Raw genomic sequence first — 14,961 nt, 5'->3', positions numbered from 1 at the left:
GCCCAACAAGGCTTCGCACCGCCCCTCCGGCTGGCTGCTTTGTGCGGCTGGTCTGTTGGCGATGACGCTCGCAGCCTGCTCCTCGGACCCGAAAGATGATCCGAACTCGCAAGCCAATTTGGACAAATTGTACGCAGAGGCCAAGGAAGACATGGCCTCGGGCAGTTTTGACCGCGCGATCAAGACGCTGGAAAAGGTCGAGGGACGCGCCGCAGGCACCTTGCTGGGCCAGCAAGCGCAGCTCGATTTGGCCTGGGCCTACCACCGCTCAGGCGAGCGTGCGCAGGCTGTCACCACGCTGGAGCGCTTCATCAAACTCAACCCCTCCAGCCCGGCGCTGGACTATGCGATCTACATGAAGGGCCTGGTCAACTTCAATGAAGATCTGGGCCTGTTTGGTCGCATCGCAAGCCAGGACATTTCGGAGCGCGATCAACAAGCCGCACGCGATGCCCTGCTCGCTTTCAGGCAGGTAATCGAGCAGTTCCCTGACTCCAAGTACGCGCCCGACTCACGCGTCCGGGTGGACTACATCACCAATACCTTGGCCAAGTACGAAGTACATGTCGCACGCTATTACTTCAACCGTGGCGCCTATGTCGCAGCGGCCAATCGGGCCCAGCGCGCGGTGCAGGAATTCCAGACCGCACCTGCCGTTGAAGAAGCGCTCTATCTGATGACCCAGAGCTACGACAAGCTCGGCCTGCGCCCACTGCGCGATGACGCCCAACGGGTCTTGCAACAGAGTTTTCCGAACGGCATCTACGCCACCGGCGGCGCCAATGCCGACAAGGCCTGGTGGAAACTTTGGTGAACGCCGGCAACTGAGATCTGCCAGCTGACTGAAAAGCGCGTGTCTAACACGCGCTTTTTTTTGGCCTGATCTAGCCCTAGTTTCGCTCCTCGGCCAGCAGGGCCAACCACGCCAGTGCCTCGGCCTCCTCGGCCAAGCGTGTCATGGGCGGCAGCGCCTCTCGCAAACGCCGACCGTAGTTCATGCCCGCCATACGCGGGTCACAAACAACCAGCAAACCCTTGTCTTGCTCGGTGCGAATGAGGCGCCCGCCGCCTTGCTTGAGCGCAATCGCGGCCTCGGCAATGAAGTAATGTGCAAAGGCATTGCGCCCGGCCGCCTCCAGCCGTTTGACCCTCGCCTCAACCAGCGGATCATTGGGCGGCGGAAACGGCAATTTATCGATCAACACGCATTGCAGCGTATCGCCGGGCACGTCGATGCCCTCCCAAAAACTGGCCGATCCGACCAAGACCGCACGCGGGTCATCGATGAACTGCTGCAAGAGCACGCGCTTGGGTGCGGCACCTTGCTGCAAAACCATCAAGCTGTCACCACCGGCTTCGAACTCTCGGCGCAAACCGTCACCAATGTTTTGCAATGCGCGCAAAGTGGTCGTTAGCACAAAGGTCCGCCCACCCAAAGCGCGCGCGCAGCGGGCGGCCAATGCTGCGACCTCGGCGCCATGCTCGGGCTCGCTGGGCTTGGGGAAGTTGCGCGGGATGTAGAGCCTGGCGTTGTCCGCATAATTGAACGGGCTGCCGACCCGCAGCACGGTCGCATCATCCAGCCCGGCCGGCTCGGTGAACCAAGTGAGGCGCTCGTCGTCCCCGAGCGTGGCCGAGGTGAAGATCCAGGCCTTGGGCGCTCGAGCCAATTGCTCAATCATCGCTTCGCGAATATCCAAGGGCGACTCGATCAAGCGCGCCTGATGGGGCGTCAGGTCTATCCAGCGCACATCGGCCGCCTCGGGTTCGGAGGCGAAAACCTCGGCCAACGAGCGCAACTCAACCGCCCGCTCGTGTAAGCGCACAAAGTCGGGCGAGCTGTCCATGACGGTCGCCAGCATCTCGATGGCCAACTCGGCCGCTGCGCTGACGTCGGCCAGCGCTACATCAAAGCCCGGCCGGCCGGCGCGCTCGACCCAAGCGAGCTTGAGCATGCCGCGGACTTCGCGGCCATTGGCCGCCAAGGGCCCCGCGCAAACCAGGCGTAACTCACGCGCGGCGCGCTCGATGCGCAACTGCAAGCCCTGCCAATCCTGCAAGCCACGCGCTTGGGCCAGCCCCAGGCCCAGCACATCACGGCCGAAATCGAGCAACTGTGCCGTGCCCAACATCTGACCCAGAAACTGCACACCGGCCTCAGCCAGTTGGTGCGCCTCGTCAAACACCGCCAGGTCAACGCTGGGCAAGAGCTCGGCCACACCGGTGTCGCGCAAGGTCATGTCGGCGAAGAACAGATGGTGATTGACGACCACCACATCGGCCTCCATTGCCTCGCGCCGCGCTTTCACTACATAGCAAGCACGAAACTCCGGGCACTCGCTGCCAAGGCAATTTTCGCGTGTGGAGCTCACGAGCGGAATCACCGGCGAGCGCTCGTCCATGCCGTCCATTTCGGCCAAGTCGCCGCTCTTGGTTTGCTGCGCCCAGATCTCGATCCTTGAGAGCGCCATCACCGCGCGCCGATCCGGCAGTTCGCTGCTGTAGCGTGCCTGGTTCATGCGGTGAATGCACAGATAGCTGCTGCGCCCTTTGAGCAGCGCAATTCGCACCGGCATCTGCAAGGCCTCGCACAGGCGCGGCAGATCGCGCATAAAGAGCTGATCCTGCAAATTCTTGGTCGCGGTGCTGATCAAGGCGCGCCCGCCCGACAGCAGCGCCGGCACCAGGTACGCAAAGGTCTTGCCGACGCCGGTGCCGGCCTCCACCACCAAGGTTTCGCGGCGCGCAATCGCGCGGGCGACCGCCTGGCTCATCGCCAGTTGCTGTTCGCGCGGCTTGTAGCCGGCATCACTGCGCGCCAGCGGCCCACCCTCATCAAAGGCGGCGGCTACCCATTGCTCCAACTCGCTGACGGCGGGCGTTTGCACCTCCTCCTCGGGCTCGTGGATGGCATCGCCAAAGGCCTCATCAAAGGAGTCATCTAGCGTGGGCGGGGAAGGTCGCGTCAAAGTAGCGTCAAATCAAACGAAATCAAAAGAAGGAACTCTTCAAGCCAGCTCATCGGGATCGCAAGCCTGCTCGATGCGCACGATCAAGTCGCGCAGGCCCAGACGACGCTTTTTCAGGCGCCGCAAACTCAACTCATCCAAAGGCTGCTCCAAAGCCACACGGTCTATCAAAACATCCAAATCGGCATGCTCCATGCGCAATTCGATCAGACGTCGCGACAGAGAGTGAAGTTGTTCATCCATAAGGGCCCGGCCAGGCAGATGTGCAGTTGATTAGCGATTATAGTTTTGAGGAACTTCAGGCCTCGCCATGACTCGCACCCCCCCGGGCTTTCGCCTGAGCGCCGCCACCGGTACCCACCGGGGCGACCGTCAATACCAACAAGACCAAGTCGAGGTGATCCTCCACCCTCACAACAGCGCCTGCCTGCTAGCGGTCGTCGCTGACGGCATGGGGGGCAAAAGCGGCGGGCGAAAGGCTGCCGACCAGGTATTGCTGACCAGCCAGCAATTGTTCGAGCGTTTTGTACCCGGCCAGGAGTCAGAGGAAGAATTGCTCAAGCAAATCCTCTCCGAGGCCCACCTGATGATCAAGCTGACCGCCCTATCGGCCGAGGAGGAGCCGCACAGCACGCTTGCAGCCTTCATGATCACGGCGGACCGGCGCTGCCACTGGATTCACTCCGGCGACTCGCGCATCTATCTGTTCCGCGGCCCCAATATGCTCAAGCGCACGCTTGACCATTCCTTTGTGCAGGGTCTGGTTGATAAAGGCGAAATCACTGAGGCCGAGGCTTCGGTGCATCCACAGTCGAATCTGCTGACCGGCTGCTTGGGCACCGTGCAAGACCCCGTCGGCAGCAGCGAGTGTATTGAGGGGCTCGAGGACGGCGACACGCTTGTTTGCTGCAGCGATGGTCTCTGGCACTTCTTCACGCCCAGCGAATTGGGCGTCGTGCTGCACACCCTGCCGCCACGCGAGGCGGCGGAGTTGCTGATCAGCAAGGCCAGGCAACGCGCCCGTGGCGGCGGCGACAATTTATCGCTGGCGATCGTGCGGGTACAGGCGCTGAGCTGATCAACGTTTGATTGGGGGCGGCGCGCTGGAGGCGGCCTCAATCTCGGCGGCGCTGGGGATTGGCAAGGCTATCGGTTGCTTCTTGCCCTTGAGCTTCTCGTCCCTGAGCACTTGCCGCCGTTCAGCGGCCTTTTGCCTGGCCTCTTGCTCCGCCAAATAATCAGCCTTTTGCAGCTGCCGACGCTGCGCCGCTTCACGCTCAAGCGCCTGCTTGGCCTGCTGCGTCGTGGCCGGGCTTTGTGCACCGGGCTTGGCCGGGGTTGCTGCTTTGGCCTTGGCGGCAGGCGGTGCGGGTGCGACTTGCGGCGCCAAGAGCTGCTCGGTTCGGTGGCGCCCTTCGGCAGCAGCAAATTCACGCTCGCGCTCGGCCACGCGCACGCGCTGTGCCTCTGCCCGCGCACGCCGCTCATTGGCGTCCAGCACCGCTTCGCGGTCTTGCAGGGGCTTCAAGCCGGCACTGCGGCGCAGCTTGGCATCATCTAGGCAGGCGTTGACGAAAAAGCGGCCTGCGCATCTTTCACTCTCAGCCTTGAACTGCGCTTCGATGACGGCGCGTTGCTCGTTCAGTGTGATCAGCTCGGCGCGATCATCCTGGGCCGCCGCCGATCCCATCAGCAAAAAGAACGCCCATGATGAATAGCCGCGCATAAGTCGGTGGCCCATCACGTCAAGCTGGTGTCGACATCGCGTCGCGCCAGCGCCAAATATTCGGACGACTGCATCTCCTGCAAACGCGAAACGGTGCGCGGAAACTCATGCGCCAAAGGCCCTTCGGTATAGAGCGCCTCGGGCGCCACGGCAGCCGACATCACCAGCTTGACCCGCCTGTCATAGAGCACGTCGATCAGCCAAGTGAAGCGGCGCGCCTCGCTTGACAAACGCGGCGGCATCTCCGGCACATTGCTGAGAAGAAGCGTGTGAAACTGGGTCGCCAACTCCAGGTAGTCGTTCTGCGAGCGCGGCCCGCCGCATAGGGTGGAGAAATCGAACCACACGACCCCGCCGGCGCGGCGCCTGGCGCGCAGCAGCCGCTGCTCGATATGCAGATCGGGGTCTTCGTCGCGCGCCTCGGCTAAGGCCTCAAACGCCGTGTTCAAGGCCTTGTCGGCCGTCTCGTCGAGGGGGCAGTGATACAGCTCCACCTGATCGAGCGTGCGGCTGCGGTAATCGAAGCCGTTGTCAACATTGATGACTTCGAGCTTCTCGTTGAGCAGCGCGATCGCCGGCAAGATGCGGTCGCGGTGCAGGCCGTTGGGATAGAGCCCATCCGGCATGAAGTTGGAGGTCGTGACGATGCTGACGCGATTGCGGAACAGAGCGTCCAACAAGCGATGAAGAATCATCGCATCGGTCACATCAGAGACATGGAATTCGTCAAAGCAGATCAGCCGGAATCGCTTGGCAATGCGCTTGCCCAATTCATCCAGTGGATCGGCAATGCCCTTGAGTTCATGCAACTCGCGGTGCACCTCGCGCATGAACTCATGGAAGTGCAGCCGGGTCTTGCGCGTCAGCGGCACGGCCTGGAAAAAGCAGTCCATCAGAAAGCTCTTTCCCCGCCCGACACCGCCGTACATATAGACGCCGCGTGGCAAGGGCGGGCGCACCAGCATTTTGGTCACGACATTGCCGCGGCGCGCCTTGTAATCGGCCCATTCGTTCTGGCAGCGCTGCAAAGCAGCGACCGCACGCAGCTGCGCAGGGTCGGCTTTGAAGCCGCGTTCGGCGAGGGTCTGCTGGTAAAGCTCGGTAACGGTGGTCTCGGGGGACGTCATGCCTAATTTCCAATGAAAAGGGGCGACACCCGCCGCCCCTTCTCGTTCAACACATCAAACTCGAATCAGAAATTCAGCGTGCGCTTGTCAACTGCCAGCGCCGCTTCCTTGGTCGCTTCGGACAGCGAAGGATGGGCGTGGCAGATGCGAGCGATGTCCTCGGCCGAAGCCTTGAACTCCATCGCAACCACCGCTTCCGAGATCAACTCGGAAGCGAAAGGGCCGATGATGTGCACGCCCAGGATCTCGTCGGTCGTGGCATCGGCCAGGAACTTGACGAAACCATTGGTGTCACCCAAAGCACGCGCGCGGCCATTGGCCATGAAGGGGAACTGCCCCGCTTTGTAGGCCACGCCGTCTGCTTTGAGCTGCTGCTCGGTGCGGCCCACCCAGGCAATCTCGGGGCTGGTGTAGATCACCCAAGGGATGGTGTTGAAGTTGACATGGCCATGTTGGCCGGCAATACGCTCGGCCACGGCAACGCCCTCTTCTTCGGCCTTATGCGCCAGCATCGGGCCGCGCACCACATCACCGACCGCCCAGACATTGGCCAGATTGGTTTTGCAGTCACCGTCCACCTCGATGGCGCCGCGCTCGTCCAGCTTCAGGCCAACCGCCTCAGCGTTCAGGCCGATGGTGTTGGCGACGCGGCCGATCGAGATGATCAGCTTGTCGAACTCGGCCTTCTGCTCGGCGCCCTTGGCGTCCGTGTAGGAAACGCTAACGCTCTTCTTCGTGGCCTTGACCTCGCCGATCTTGACGCCCAGCTCAATTTTGAGACCTTGCTTCTTGAACAGCTTGGCGGCTTCCTTGGCCACACCTTCGTCGACCGCGCCGAGGAAGGTCGGCAGACCTTCCAGCACCGTCACGTCGGCACCCAGACGGCGCCAGACCGAACCCATTTCCAGGCCGATCACGCCGGAGCCGATAACGCCCAACTTCTTCGGCACCGCGCCGATGCGCAGCGCGCCATCGTTGGAGAGAATCATCTCTTCATCAAAAGCGGCACCCGGCAACTGACGAGCATTCGAGCCGGTGGCCAGAATCACATGCTTGGCCAGCACGGTTTCCTCGCCGGCCTTGAGCTCATACAAGCCGTCCTTGGCGCCGACAAAAGAGCCGCGACCGTGGAAGAACGTGACCTTGTTCTTCTTGAACAGATACAAGATGCCGTCGTTGTTCTGCTTGACGACCATGTCCTTGCGCGCCAGCATCTTGGCCACGTCCATCTTGACGTTGTCGGCCGAGATGCCGTGTTCGGCAAAGTGGTGGTTGGCGTGGTCGAAATGCTCAGATGACTGCAGCAAGGCCTTGGACGGAATGCAGCCGACATTGGTGCAAGTGCCGCCGGGCGCAGGGCCGCCCTTCTCGTTCTTCCACTCGTCGACGCAGGCGACATTGAAGCCGAGTTGCGCCGCGCGGATCGCCGCGATATAGCCGCCGGGGCCGCCGCCGATGACGAAGACATCGAATTGCTTACTCATGTATTGACTCTCTCGTAGTGGCGCTGCGGCGGTTTGCCCCGCCTAACATGCCAAAAATACCGAATCCGGCACCGCCCAGGAGGGCGAGCACCAGATAGATCAGACCGTCCAAGAACACCTGGCCCATCAAAACGCCCAGCCATTCCCGAACCATGTCCATCGCTGCGCTGACTTAAATGTCGAACAACAAGCGGGCCGGGTCTTCGAGGGCATCCTTCATCGTGACCAAGCCCAAGACGGCTTCGCGGCCGTCAATGATGCGGTGGTCATAAGACATGGCCAGGTAGTTGATCGGGCGCACCACCACTTGACCGTTCTCGACCACGGCGCGGTCCTTGGTCGCATGCACGCCCAGAATGGCCGACTGAGGCGGGTTGATGATGGGGGTCGACAGCATCGAGCCGAAGGTGCCGCCGTTGGAGATCGAGAAGGTGCCGCCGGTCAGATCGTCCAGCGAGATCTTGCCTTCCTTGGCCTTCTGGCCGAACTCGGCGATCTTCTTCTCGATGTCGGCAAAGCTCATCTGGTCCGCATTGCGGATCACCGGCACGACCAGGCCGCGCGGCGAGCCGACAGCGATGCCGATGTCGAAATAGCCGTGATAGACGATGTCATTGCCGTCCACCGAGGCGTTCAGGACCGGGAACTTCTTCAAGGCGGCGACCGCGGCCTTGACGAAGAAGCTCATGAAGCCGAGCTTGACGCCATGCTCTTTCTCGAACTTTTCCTGGAACTTCTTGCGCATCTCCATCAGCGGCGCCATGTTCACTTCGTTGAACGTGGTCAGGATGGCGTTGGTGGCTTGCGATTGCAGCAGGCGCTCGGCCACGCGCGCGCGCAGGCGGCTCATGGGCACGCGCTGCTCGGGGCGATCGCCCAGATTGATGGCGGCAGGCGCTGCCACGGCCGGCAGCGGCTTGGCCACAGCTGCAGCTACGGCAACGGCCACCGGTGCAGGCACCGCAGTCTTGGCGGCCAACACATCACCCTTGGTGACGCGGCCATCCTTGCCGGTGCCGGCAACGGCGCTGGCGCTCATGCCGGCTTCGGCCAGCAGCTTGGCAGCGGCGGGCATGGCGACATCGCCCTTGCCTGCTGCTACAGCAGCCACAGCAGCAGGAGCAGCAGGAGCAGCAGCAACTGGGGCGGCGGCAGCGGCAGGAGCGGCGGCGCCGGCCTTGCCTTCGGAGTCGATGCGTGCAATGACTTCTTCGCTGACGACGCTGGAGCCGTCATTGCGGACGATTTCGGCCATCACGCCGGCGCTAGGCGCTGGCACTTCCAACACGACCTTGTCGGTCTCGATTTCAACCAGGATTTCGTCAATGGCAACGGCTTCGCCGGGCTTCTTCTTCCAGGTCAGCAAGGTACCGTCAGCGACGGATTCGGACAGCTGGGGGACTTTGACTTCTACGATGGCCATGATTTTGTCTTTCGTGTTTTTTGTATACATCCGGCTGTTGAGCGGCTCTATGAGTCCGCTCCAACAGCCGGAGCTATGACGGCGCCACAGGCGACCGGCATAGCCTTACTTGGTGAGGATGAAGCCCTTGAGCTTGCCGAAGGCCTGATCCAGCAGCGCCTTTTGCTGCTCCTGATGCAGGTGCGCATAACCGCAGGCCGGCGAAGCCGAGGCCGGGCGGCCGGCATAGCCGAGCTTCTGGCCATCGACCATGTTTTCGTGCACATAGTGCTGGACAAAGAACCATGAGCCCTGGTTTTGCGGCTCGTCCTGGCACCAGACGATCTCGGCCAAGTTGGGATACTTCTTCAGCTCAGCGGCAAAGGCCTTGTGCGGGAAGGGATAGAGCTGCTCAACGCGAATCAAAGCAACGTCCGTCGCCTTGCGGTCGGCGCGTGACTTGACCAGGTCGTAATAGACCTTGCCCGAGCAAGCGACCACGCGCTTGACCTTGGCTGCATCGATCGTGGTGTCGCGCTCACCGATGACGGTCTTGAAATCACCCTTGGTGAATTCGGTGATCGGCGAAGTCGCATCCTTGTTACGCAGCAGCGACTTGGGCGTCAAGATGATCAGCGGCTTGCGGAACATGCGCAGTTGCTGGCGACGCAAAACATGGAATATCTGCGAGGCCGAAGTCGGCTGCACGATCTGCATATTGTTGTCGGCGGCCAATTGCATGAAGCGCTCCAAGCGGGCCGAGCTGTGCTCAGGGCCTTGGCCTTCATAGCCATGCGGCAACATCAAGGTCAGGCCGTTAGAACGACCCCACTTGACTTCACCGGAGGCGATGAACTGGTCGATCACGACCTGCGCGCCGTTGACGAAGTCGCCGAACTGGGCCTCCCAGATCGTCAAGGTGACGGGGTCGGCCGAGGCGTAACCGTACTCAAAGCCAAGCACCGCTTCTTCGGACAAGAGCGAGTCGATGACGACAAACGGTGCCTGACCTTCGCCTACGTTTTGCAGCGGCACATAGGTGCCCGAATCCCACTTCTCACGATTCTGGTCGTGCAGCACGGCGTGACGGTGGACAAAAGTGCCACGGCCGCAATCTTCACCCGACAAACGCACCGGGTAGCCGCTGGCCACCAGCGACGCGAAAGCCATGTGCTCGCCCATGCCCCAGTCGACATTGATCTCGCCGCGGCCCATGGCGGCGCGGTCGGCCAAAACCTTCTCGACCAGCGAGTGCACCTTGAAGGTCCCGGGCACTGTGGTTATGCGTTCGGCCAGACGCTTGAACTCGGCCATAGGCAGCGCAGTGTCGCAGCTGTCGGTCCACTTCTTGCCCAGGTACGGTGACCAGTCGGTCGCGTACTTGCTCTTGAAGTTGGTCAGGACCGGGTCAACCGTGTGACGGCCTTCGTCCATCGCAGCGCGATAGGCCTTGAACATATCGTCCGGGCCGCTCGCGGTCAGCACGCCTTGGGCGATCAACTTGTCGCCGTAGAGCTTGCGGGTACCGGGATGCTGAGCAATCTTCTTGTACATCAGCGGCTGGGTCAGCGCCGGTGTATCTTGCTCGTTATGGCCCAGCTTGCGGTAGCAGATGATGTCAACGACAACATCTTTCTTGAACTGCTGGCGATACTCCAGCGCCAGCTGCGTACACAACACCACAGCTTCCGGATCGTCAGCGTTCACATGCAAGACCGGTGCCTCGATCATCTTGACGACGTCGGTGCAATACAGCGTTGAGCGGCTGTCGCGTGGGTCGGAAGTGGTGAAACCGATCTGGTTGTTGATGACGATGTGCACCGTGCCGCCGGTGTAATAACCGCGCGTTTGTGCCAGCACCAGCGTTTCCATCACGACGCCCTGACCGGCAAAAGCCGCGTCGCCGTGCACCAGCACCGGCAACACTTGCGCGCCGGTCTTGTCGCCACGGCGGTCCATACGGGCCTTGACCGAACCCTCAACCACCGGGTTGACGATCTCCAGGTGCGAGGGGTTGAAGGACAGCGTCAGGTGAATCGGGCCGCCGGGGCTGGTCACATCGCTGGAGAAGCCTTGGTGGTACTTGACGTCACCGGCCGGCAGGTCTTCAGGGGCCTTGTGCTCGAACTCGTCGAACAAGTCCTTGGGCATCTTGCCCAGCGTGTTGACCAGCACATTGAGGCGGCCACGGTGGGCCATGCCGATGACGATTTCTTGCACGCCGGACGCACCGCCACCTTGCACCAACTCGTCCATCGCCGCGATGAAGCTCTCGCCGCCTTCGAGCGAGAAACGCTTCTGGCCGACGTACTTGGTGTGCAGGTAACGCTCCAGTCCTTCGGCGGCGGTCAGACGGCCGAGGATGTGCTTCTTCTTCTCGGGCGTGAAACTGGGCTTGGAGCGGATCGCTTCCAAGCGCTCTTGCCACCAGCGCTTCTCGGTCTGGTCGGTGGTGTGCATGTACTCGGCGCCAATGCTGCCGCAGTAGGTCTCACGCAAGGCCTGCACGATCTGGCGCAGGGTCATGTTCTCGGCCGTGGAGAAATAGGTGTTCGTGGCGCTGAACGGGATGTCCATATCGGACTCGGTCAGGTCATAGAACGAGGTTTCCAGTTCCGGAATGCGCGGGCGCTCGGTGCGCTGCAGCGGATCCAGATCGGCCCAGCGCGAACCGACATTGCGGTAGGCGGCAATCAGCGACTGCACATGGACCTGCTTGCGGGCGACGGCCAGATCGGCGCTGGAGGCCTTGTTGCCGAAGGCGTTGGCCTTGGCGCGTTGCGCGAAGGATTCGATCACCGGTGCATGCGCAACATCCCGGGCATCGCTGCCGTCGGTGGCGGGCACATGCTGGAGCGCATCAAAATAGGTGCGCCAGGTGTCGGACACCGAGGCCGGGTTGTCGAGGTAGGCCTCGTACATCTCTTCTACATAGGGCGCATTGCCCCCGAACAGGTAGGAATTGGACCTGTGTTGCTGCATCATCTCGCTCACCTCTAACCCGGCTTCCGGGAATCTGGCTGGTTAAAAAAAACCTTCCGCGGCACGGCTCTACCGGTTGGCGGATTGCGACCCACCGAAGCTGTTGCCAGCCAAGGGGACGGGAAGGACCATTAGTCTCAAGGGGCGGACTTTATCACCGTTGCTGCTGATGACAATGCAAAGTCAAGGCCTCGGACTCCTGCCCTTATCGGTAAATAGTCTCAGCATCTGAAGCCTGTCATGCCAATTCAAGCCAGAGCGCGGTTTTCCAAGCGACCAATGCAAACGTTTGCGAAGTCGCCCCGCTTGCCCTAGACTTGCGGCCGAACGCCCTGCCCCGCGATTGAATGGCTCGGCGTCGGGACACACAGGAGATCCCATGCAAGTACAGGTTGTCGACTACCGGGCCGCCGATGCGGCCGAGCAATTCACCCGCTCGCTGCACGAGACTGGCTTCGGCGTCCTCGTCAATCACCCGATTCAGCAAGCGCTGGTCGAAAAAATCTATGCCGATTGGCTAAGCTTTTTTAACTCCAATGAAAAGCAGCAGTTCGCTTTTTCAAAGGAAACGCAGGATGGCTACTTCTCCACCGACACGTCGGAGACCGCCAAGGGCGCAGCGCTGAAGGACATCAAGGAGTACTTCCACTACTACCCCTGGGGCAGGGCGCCGTCGGAATTGCGGGCGCAGGCTCAGGCCTACTTCGAGCAGGCCAATGGTCTGGCGCAAGAACTCTTGTCTTGGGTCGAGCGCTTTACCCCGGCAGAGATTGCCCAACATTACCGCGAGCCGCTGTCCGACATGATCAAGGACAGCAAGCTGACCCTTTTGCGCGTGCTGCGCTACCCGCCTCTGACGGGCCAAGAGCCGGCGGGCGCCTTGCGGGCCGCGGCGCATGGCGACATCAATCTGCTGACGATTCTGCCGGCCGCCAATGAGCCGGGTTTGCAGGTGCAGGGACGGGACGGCGCCTGGTTCGACGTGCCCTGCGATTTCGGCATGCTGATCATCAATATCGGCGACATGCTGGAAGAAGCCTCACAAGGCTATTACCCCTCGACCCAGCACCGCGTGGTCAACCCCAGCGGCGAAGGCGCCAAGCGCAGCCGCATTTCCCTGCCGCTGTTCCTCCATCCTCGCAACGAAGTGGTGCTGTCCGACCGCTACACCGCAGACGAGTATTTGCAAGAGCGGCTACGCGAGCTCGGCGTCAAGACCTGAGCCCAGAGCGCTACAGTGGACGGATGCCTGAGCAGCCACATCAAGTCATTCATATCCACCCGGCCGCCCCAGCCAAGCCGGCCGAAGGCGCGCCTTGCAATGGCTGCGGCGTTTGCTGCCTGAGTGCGCCCTGCCCGATCGGCATGCTGGTCAGCCGACGCTTGCGCGGAGCCTGCAGAGCCTTGCAATGGTCAGACTCCGAACGGCGTTATGTCTGCGGCATGCTGATTGCGCCGCTGCAGGTACTGGGTTGGCGCGGTGCCGCGACGGGCCGTTTGTCCATGCTGCTGACTCGAATCAGCGCGCGCTGGATCGCGGCCGGCATCGGTTGTGACTCGAACCTGCAAGTTAGCGGCCAGCCGCAACTCGGGCAAGCCACTAGAGTAGAAGGCGAATCAGAGGGCTAGCATCACTCCCATTCGTAACTTATGAGTGGAATCAAGATGCTTAAGTTCAAACTGAAGTCTTTGGCCGCGACGGCCGTGGCGCTTGGCTTGGCTGCCAGCACAGCGCATGCCGTGCCGCTGCGCTGGGCCGCTCAGAATGACATCCAGACGCTGGACCCTCATTCGCAGAACCACGCGACCACCAATGGCATCAATGCCTATGCCTACGAAGGGCTGACGCGTTATAACGAGAAATTTCAGCCCGAGCCCTCACTGGCGACCAAGTGGACCGCTATCAGCCCAACGCAAATTCGTTTTGATCTGCGCCGCGGTGTGAAGTTTCACGACGGTACGCCCTTCACTGCCGACGATGTGGTGTTCTCCTTCGGCCGCATCAAGCAGCCGCAGGCCAATAACCAGATTTTTGTGGCCGGCATCAAGGAGATCAAAAAGGTCGATGACTACACGGTCGACCTGATACTCGACGGCCCTAGCCCGGTGCTGCTGCGCAACCTGACCGACTTCCGCATCATGAGCAAGGCTTGGGCGGAGAAGAATAAATCAGTCAATCCGCAGGACTACAAGGCCAAGGAAGACACTTTTGCTTCCCGCAATGCGATGGGCACCGGCCCCTACAAAATCACCAGCTGGCAGCCCGATCAAAAGATCAGCATGGTCGCCAACAAGGATTGGTGGGACACCAACAAGGGCAATGTGACCGAGATCAGCTATACGCCGATCAAGAGCGACGCCACCCGCGTGGCGGCCCTGCTGAGCGGTGATGTGGACCTGCTGACCGACCTGCCGACGCAGGATGTGGCCAAACTCAAGGCCGACCCCAAGCTCAAGGTGCTGGACGGCCTCGAGAATCGCACCATTTTCTTTGCCATGGACGAGGGCAGCGACGAGTTGCGCGGCGCCAGCGTCAAGGGCAAGAACCCGTTCAAGGACAAACGCGTGCGTGAAGCGATGAGTACCGCCATCGACCGCGAAGCGATCAAGCGCAGCCTGATGCGCGGCCTGTCCATGCCGGCCGGCATCATGGTGGCGCCCGGCGTCAACGGCAACGCGCCCGACATCGACGTGCCGCCCAAGGTCGACCTTGAGAAGGCCAAGAAGCTGATGGCCGAAGCCGGCTATCCGGATGGTTTTGAAGTGCCGCTGAACTGCCCGAATGACCGATACGTCAACGACGAAGAAATCTGCCAGGCCGTGGTGGCGATGTGGGCCAAGATCGGCATCAAGGCCAAATTGAGCGCGCTGCCCATGTCCCAGCATTCGGTGCTCTTGCAGAAGATGGAGTCCCCGCTCTACCTCTACGGCTGGGGCGTGACGACTTTTGACGCCCAATACACCTTGCAAGACGTGATCCACAGTCGCACGACCGGCGTCGACGGCAAAGGCAACTACTCACGCGTCAGCGACGCCAAGGTGGACGCCTTGGTGCAAGCAATGAAGACGGAGACCGATATCACCAAGCGCAACGCCATGATCCGAGAGGCTCTTTTGCGCGTGCGCGATGAGTACTTGTTCATTCCCGTGCACCACCAAGTGCGCCCGTGGGCGATGCGCAGCAATGTCGAAACCCTGCACCGGGCGGACGACAAACCACAGGCTCGCTTCACCACGCTGAAGTAACCCGACGCTTCAATGCAATTTCCAG

Annotated in this window: 12 protein-coding genes; 5 read left to right on the top strand and 7 right to left on the bottom strand. The window is 61.4% G+C overall.

Features of this window, described 5'->3' with window-relative positions; all coding sequences use genetic code 11:
* Positions 1-34 precede the first annotated feature (34 nt).
* Positions 35-814 carry an outer membrane protein assembly factor BamD gene (locus LNV08_RS01690; RefSeq protein WP_263532286.1) on the top strand — a complete coding sequence of 260 codons (780 nt, stop codon included), beginning with the start codon at positions 35-37 and terminating at the stop codon, positions 812-814.
* A 76-nt stretch (positions 815-890) separates the two neighbouring features.
* Here the strand turns inward: LNV08_RS01690 and LNV08_RS01685 are convergent, their stop codons facing one another.
* Complete coding sequence (locus LNV08_RS01685) at positions 891-2,888, bottom strand: ATP-dependent DNA helicase (RefSeq protein WP_263532285.1); 1,998 nt, start codon at positions 2,886-2,888, stop codon at positions 891-893.
* Between the two features lie 120 nt (positions 2,889-3,008).
* Positions 3,009-3,212, bottom strand: a complete 204-nt coding sequence (locus LNV08_RS01680) for a YdcH family protein (RefSeq protein WP_263531917.1) — start codon at positions 3,210-3,212, stop codon at positions 3,009-3,011.
* 67 nt (positions 3,213-3,279) lie between these two features.
* Between LNV08_RS01680 and LNV08_RS01675 the strand changes: the two genes are divergently transcribed.
* Entirely contained in the window at positions 3,280-4,047 is a 768-nt protein-coding gene (locus LNV08_RS01675; RefSeq protein ID WP_263531916.1) for a PP2C family protein-serine/threonine phosphatase, read from the top strand.
* Here the strand turns inward: LNV08_RS01675 and LNV08_RS01670 are convergent, their stop codons facing one another.
* From LNV08_RS01670 to LNV08_RS01650, 5 genes are all read right to left on the bottom strand, one after another.
* Positions 4,048-4,710: a hypothetical protein gene (locus LNV08_RS01670; protein WP_263531915.1), complete on the bottom strand. Its 663-nt coding sequence runs from the start codon at positions 4,708-4,710 to the stop codon at positions 4,048-4,050.
* The gene (gene zapE, locus LNV08_RS01665) at positions 4,710-5,822 is read right to left on the bottom strand and encodes a cell division protein ZapE (RefSeq protein ID WP_263531914.1); all 1,113 of its coding nucleotides are present in this window, start codon (positions 5,820-5,822) and stop codon (positions 4,710-4,712) included. The genes LNV08_RS01670 and zapE overlap by 1 nt, the downstream gene beginning before the upstream one ends.
* 65 nt (positions 5,823-5,887) lie before the next feature.
* Positions 5,888-7,306 (bottom strand): dihydrolipoyl dehydrogenase, encoded by a 1,419-nt coding sequence (lpdA, locus tag LNV08_RS01660; RefSeq protein ID WP_263531913.1) that lies wholly within the window; start codon positions 7,304-7,306, stop codon positions 5,888-5,890.
* A gap of 172 nt (positions 7,307-7,478) precedes the next feature.
* Positions 7,479-8,729, bottom strand: a complete 1,251-nt coding sequence (odhB, locus tag LNV08_RS01655) for a 2-oxoglutarate dehydrogenase complex dihydrolipoyllysine-residue succinyltransferase (protein ID WP_263531912.1) — start codon at positions 8,727-8,729, stop codon at positions 7,479-7,481.
* 105 nt (positions 8,730-8,834) lie between these two features.
* Complete coding sequence (locus tag LNV08_RS01650; RefSeq protein ID WP_263531911.1) at positions 8,835-11,693, bottom strand: 2-oxoglutarate dehydrogenase E1 component; 2,859 nt, start codon at positions 11,691-11,693, stop codon at positions 8,835-8,837.
* 376 nt (positions 11,694-12,069) lie between these two features.
* Between LNV08_RS01650 and LNV08_RS01645 the strand changes: the two genes are divergently transcribed.
* The 3 genes from LNV08_RS01645 to LNV08_RS01635 are packed head-to-tail and all read left to right on the top strand — an operon-like array spanning position 12,070 to position 14,936.
* Positions 12,070-12,912 (top strand): isopenicillin N synthase family dioxygenase, encoded by an 843-nt coding sequence (locus LNV08_RS01645; RefSeq protein ID WP_263531910.1) that lies wholly within the window; start codon positions 12,070-12,072, stop codon positions 12,910-12,912.
* Positions 12,913-12,935: 23 nt separating this feature from the next.
* Positions 12,936-13,319, top strand: a complete 384-nt coding sequence (locus tag LNV08_RS01640) for a hypothetical protein (RefSeq protein ID WP_263531909.1) — start codon at positions 12,936-12,938, stop codon at positions 13,317-13,319.
* A gap of 36 nt (positions 13,320-13,355) precedes the next feature.
* Positions 13,356-14,936: an ABC transporter substrate-binding protein gene (locus LNV08_RS01635; RefSeq protein WP_263531908.1), complete on the top strand. Its 1,581-nt coding sequence runs from the start codon at positions 13,356-13,358 to the stop codon at positions 14,934-14,936.
* Positions 14,937-14,961 lie beyond the last annotated feature (25 nt).

The organism is Paucibacter sp. TC2R-5, from assembly GCF_025717605.1.
In the GTDB taxonomy this organism is placed as follows: domain Bacteria; phylum Pseudomonadota; class Gammaproteobacteria; order Burkholderiales; family Burkholderiaceae_C; genus Paucibacter_A; species Paucibacter_A albus.
Note: the sequence above shows the minus strand (reverse complement) of the source record. Positions and strands in the feature narration are given on the sequence as shown.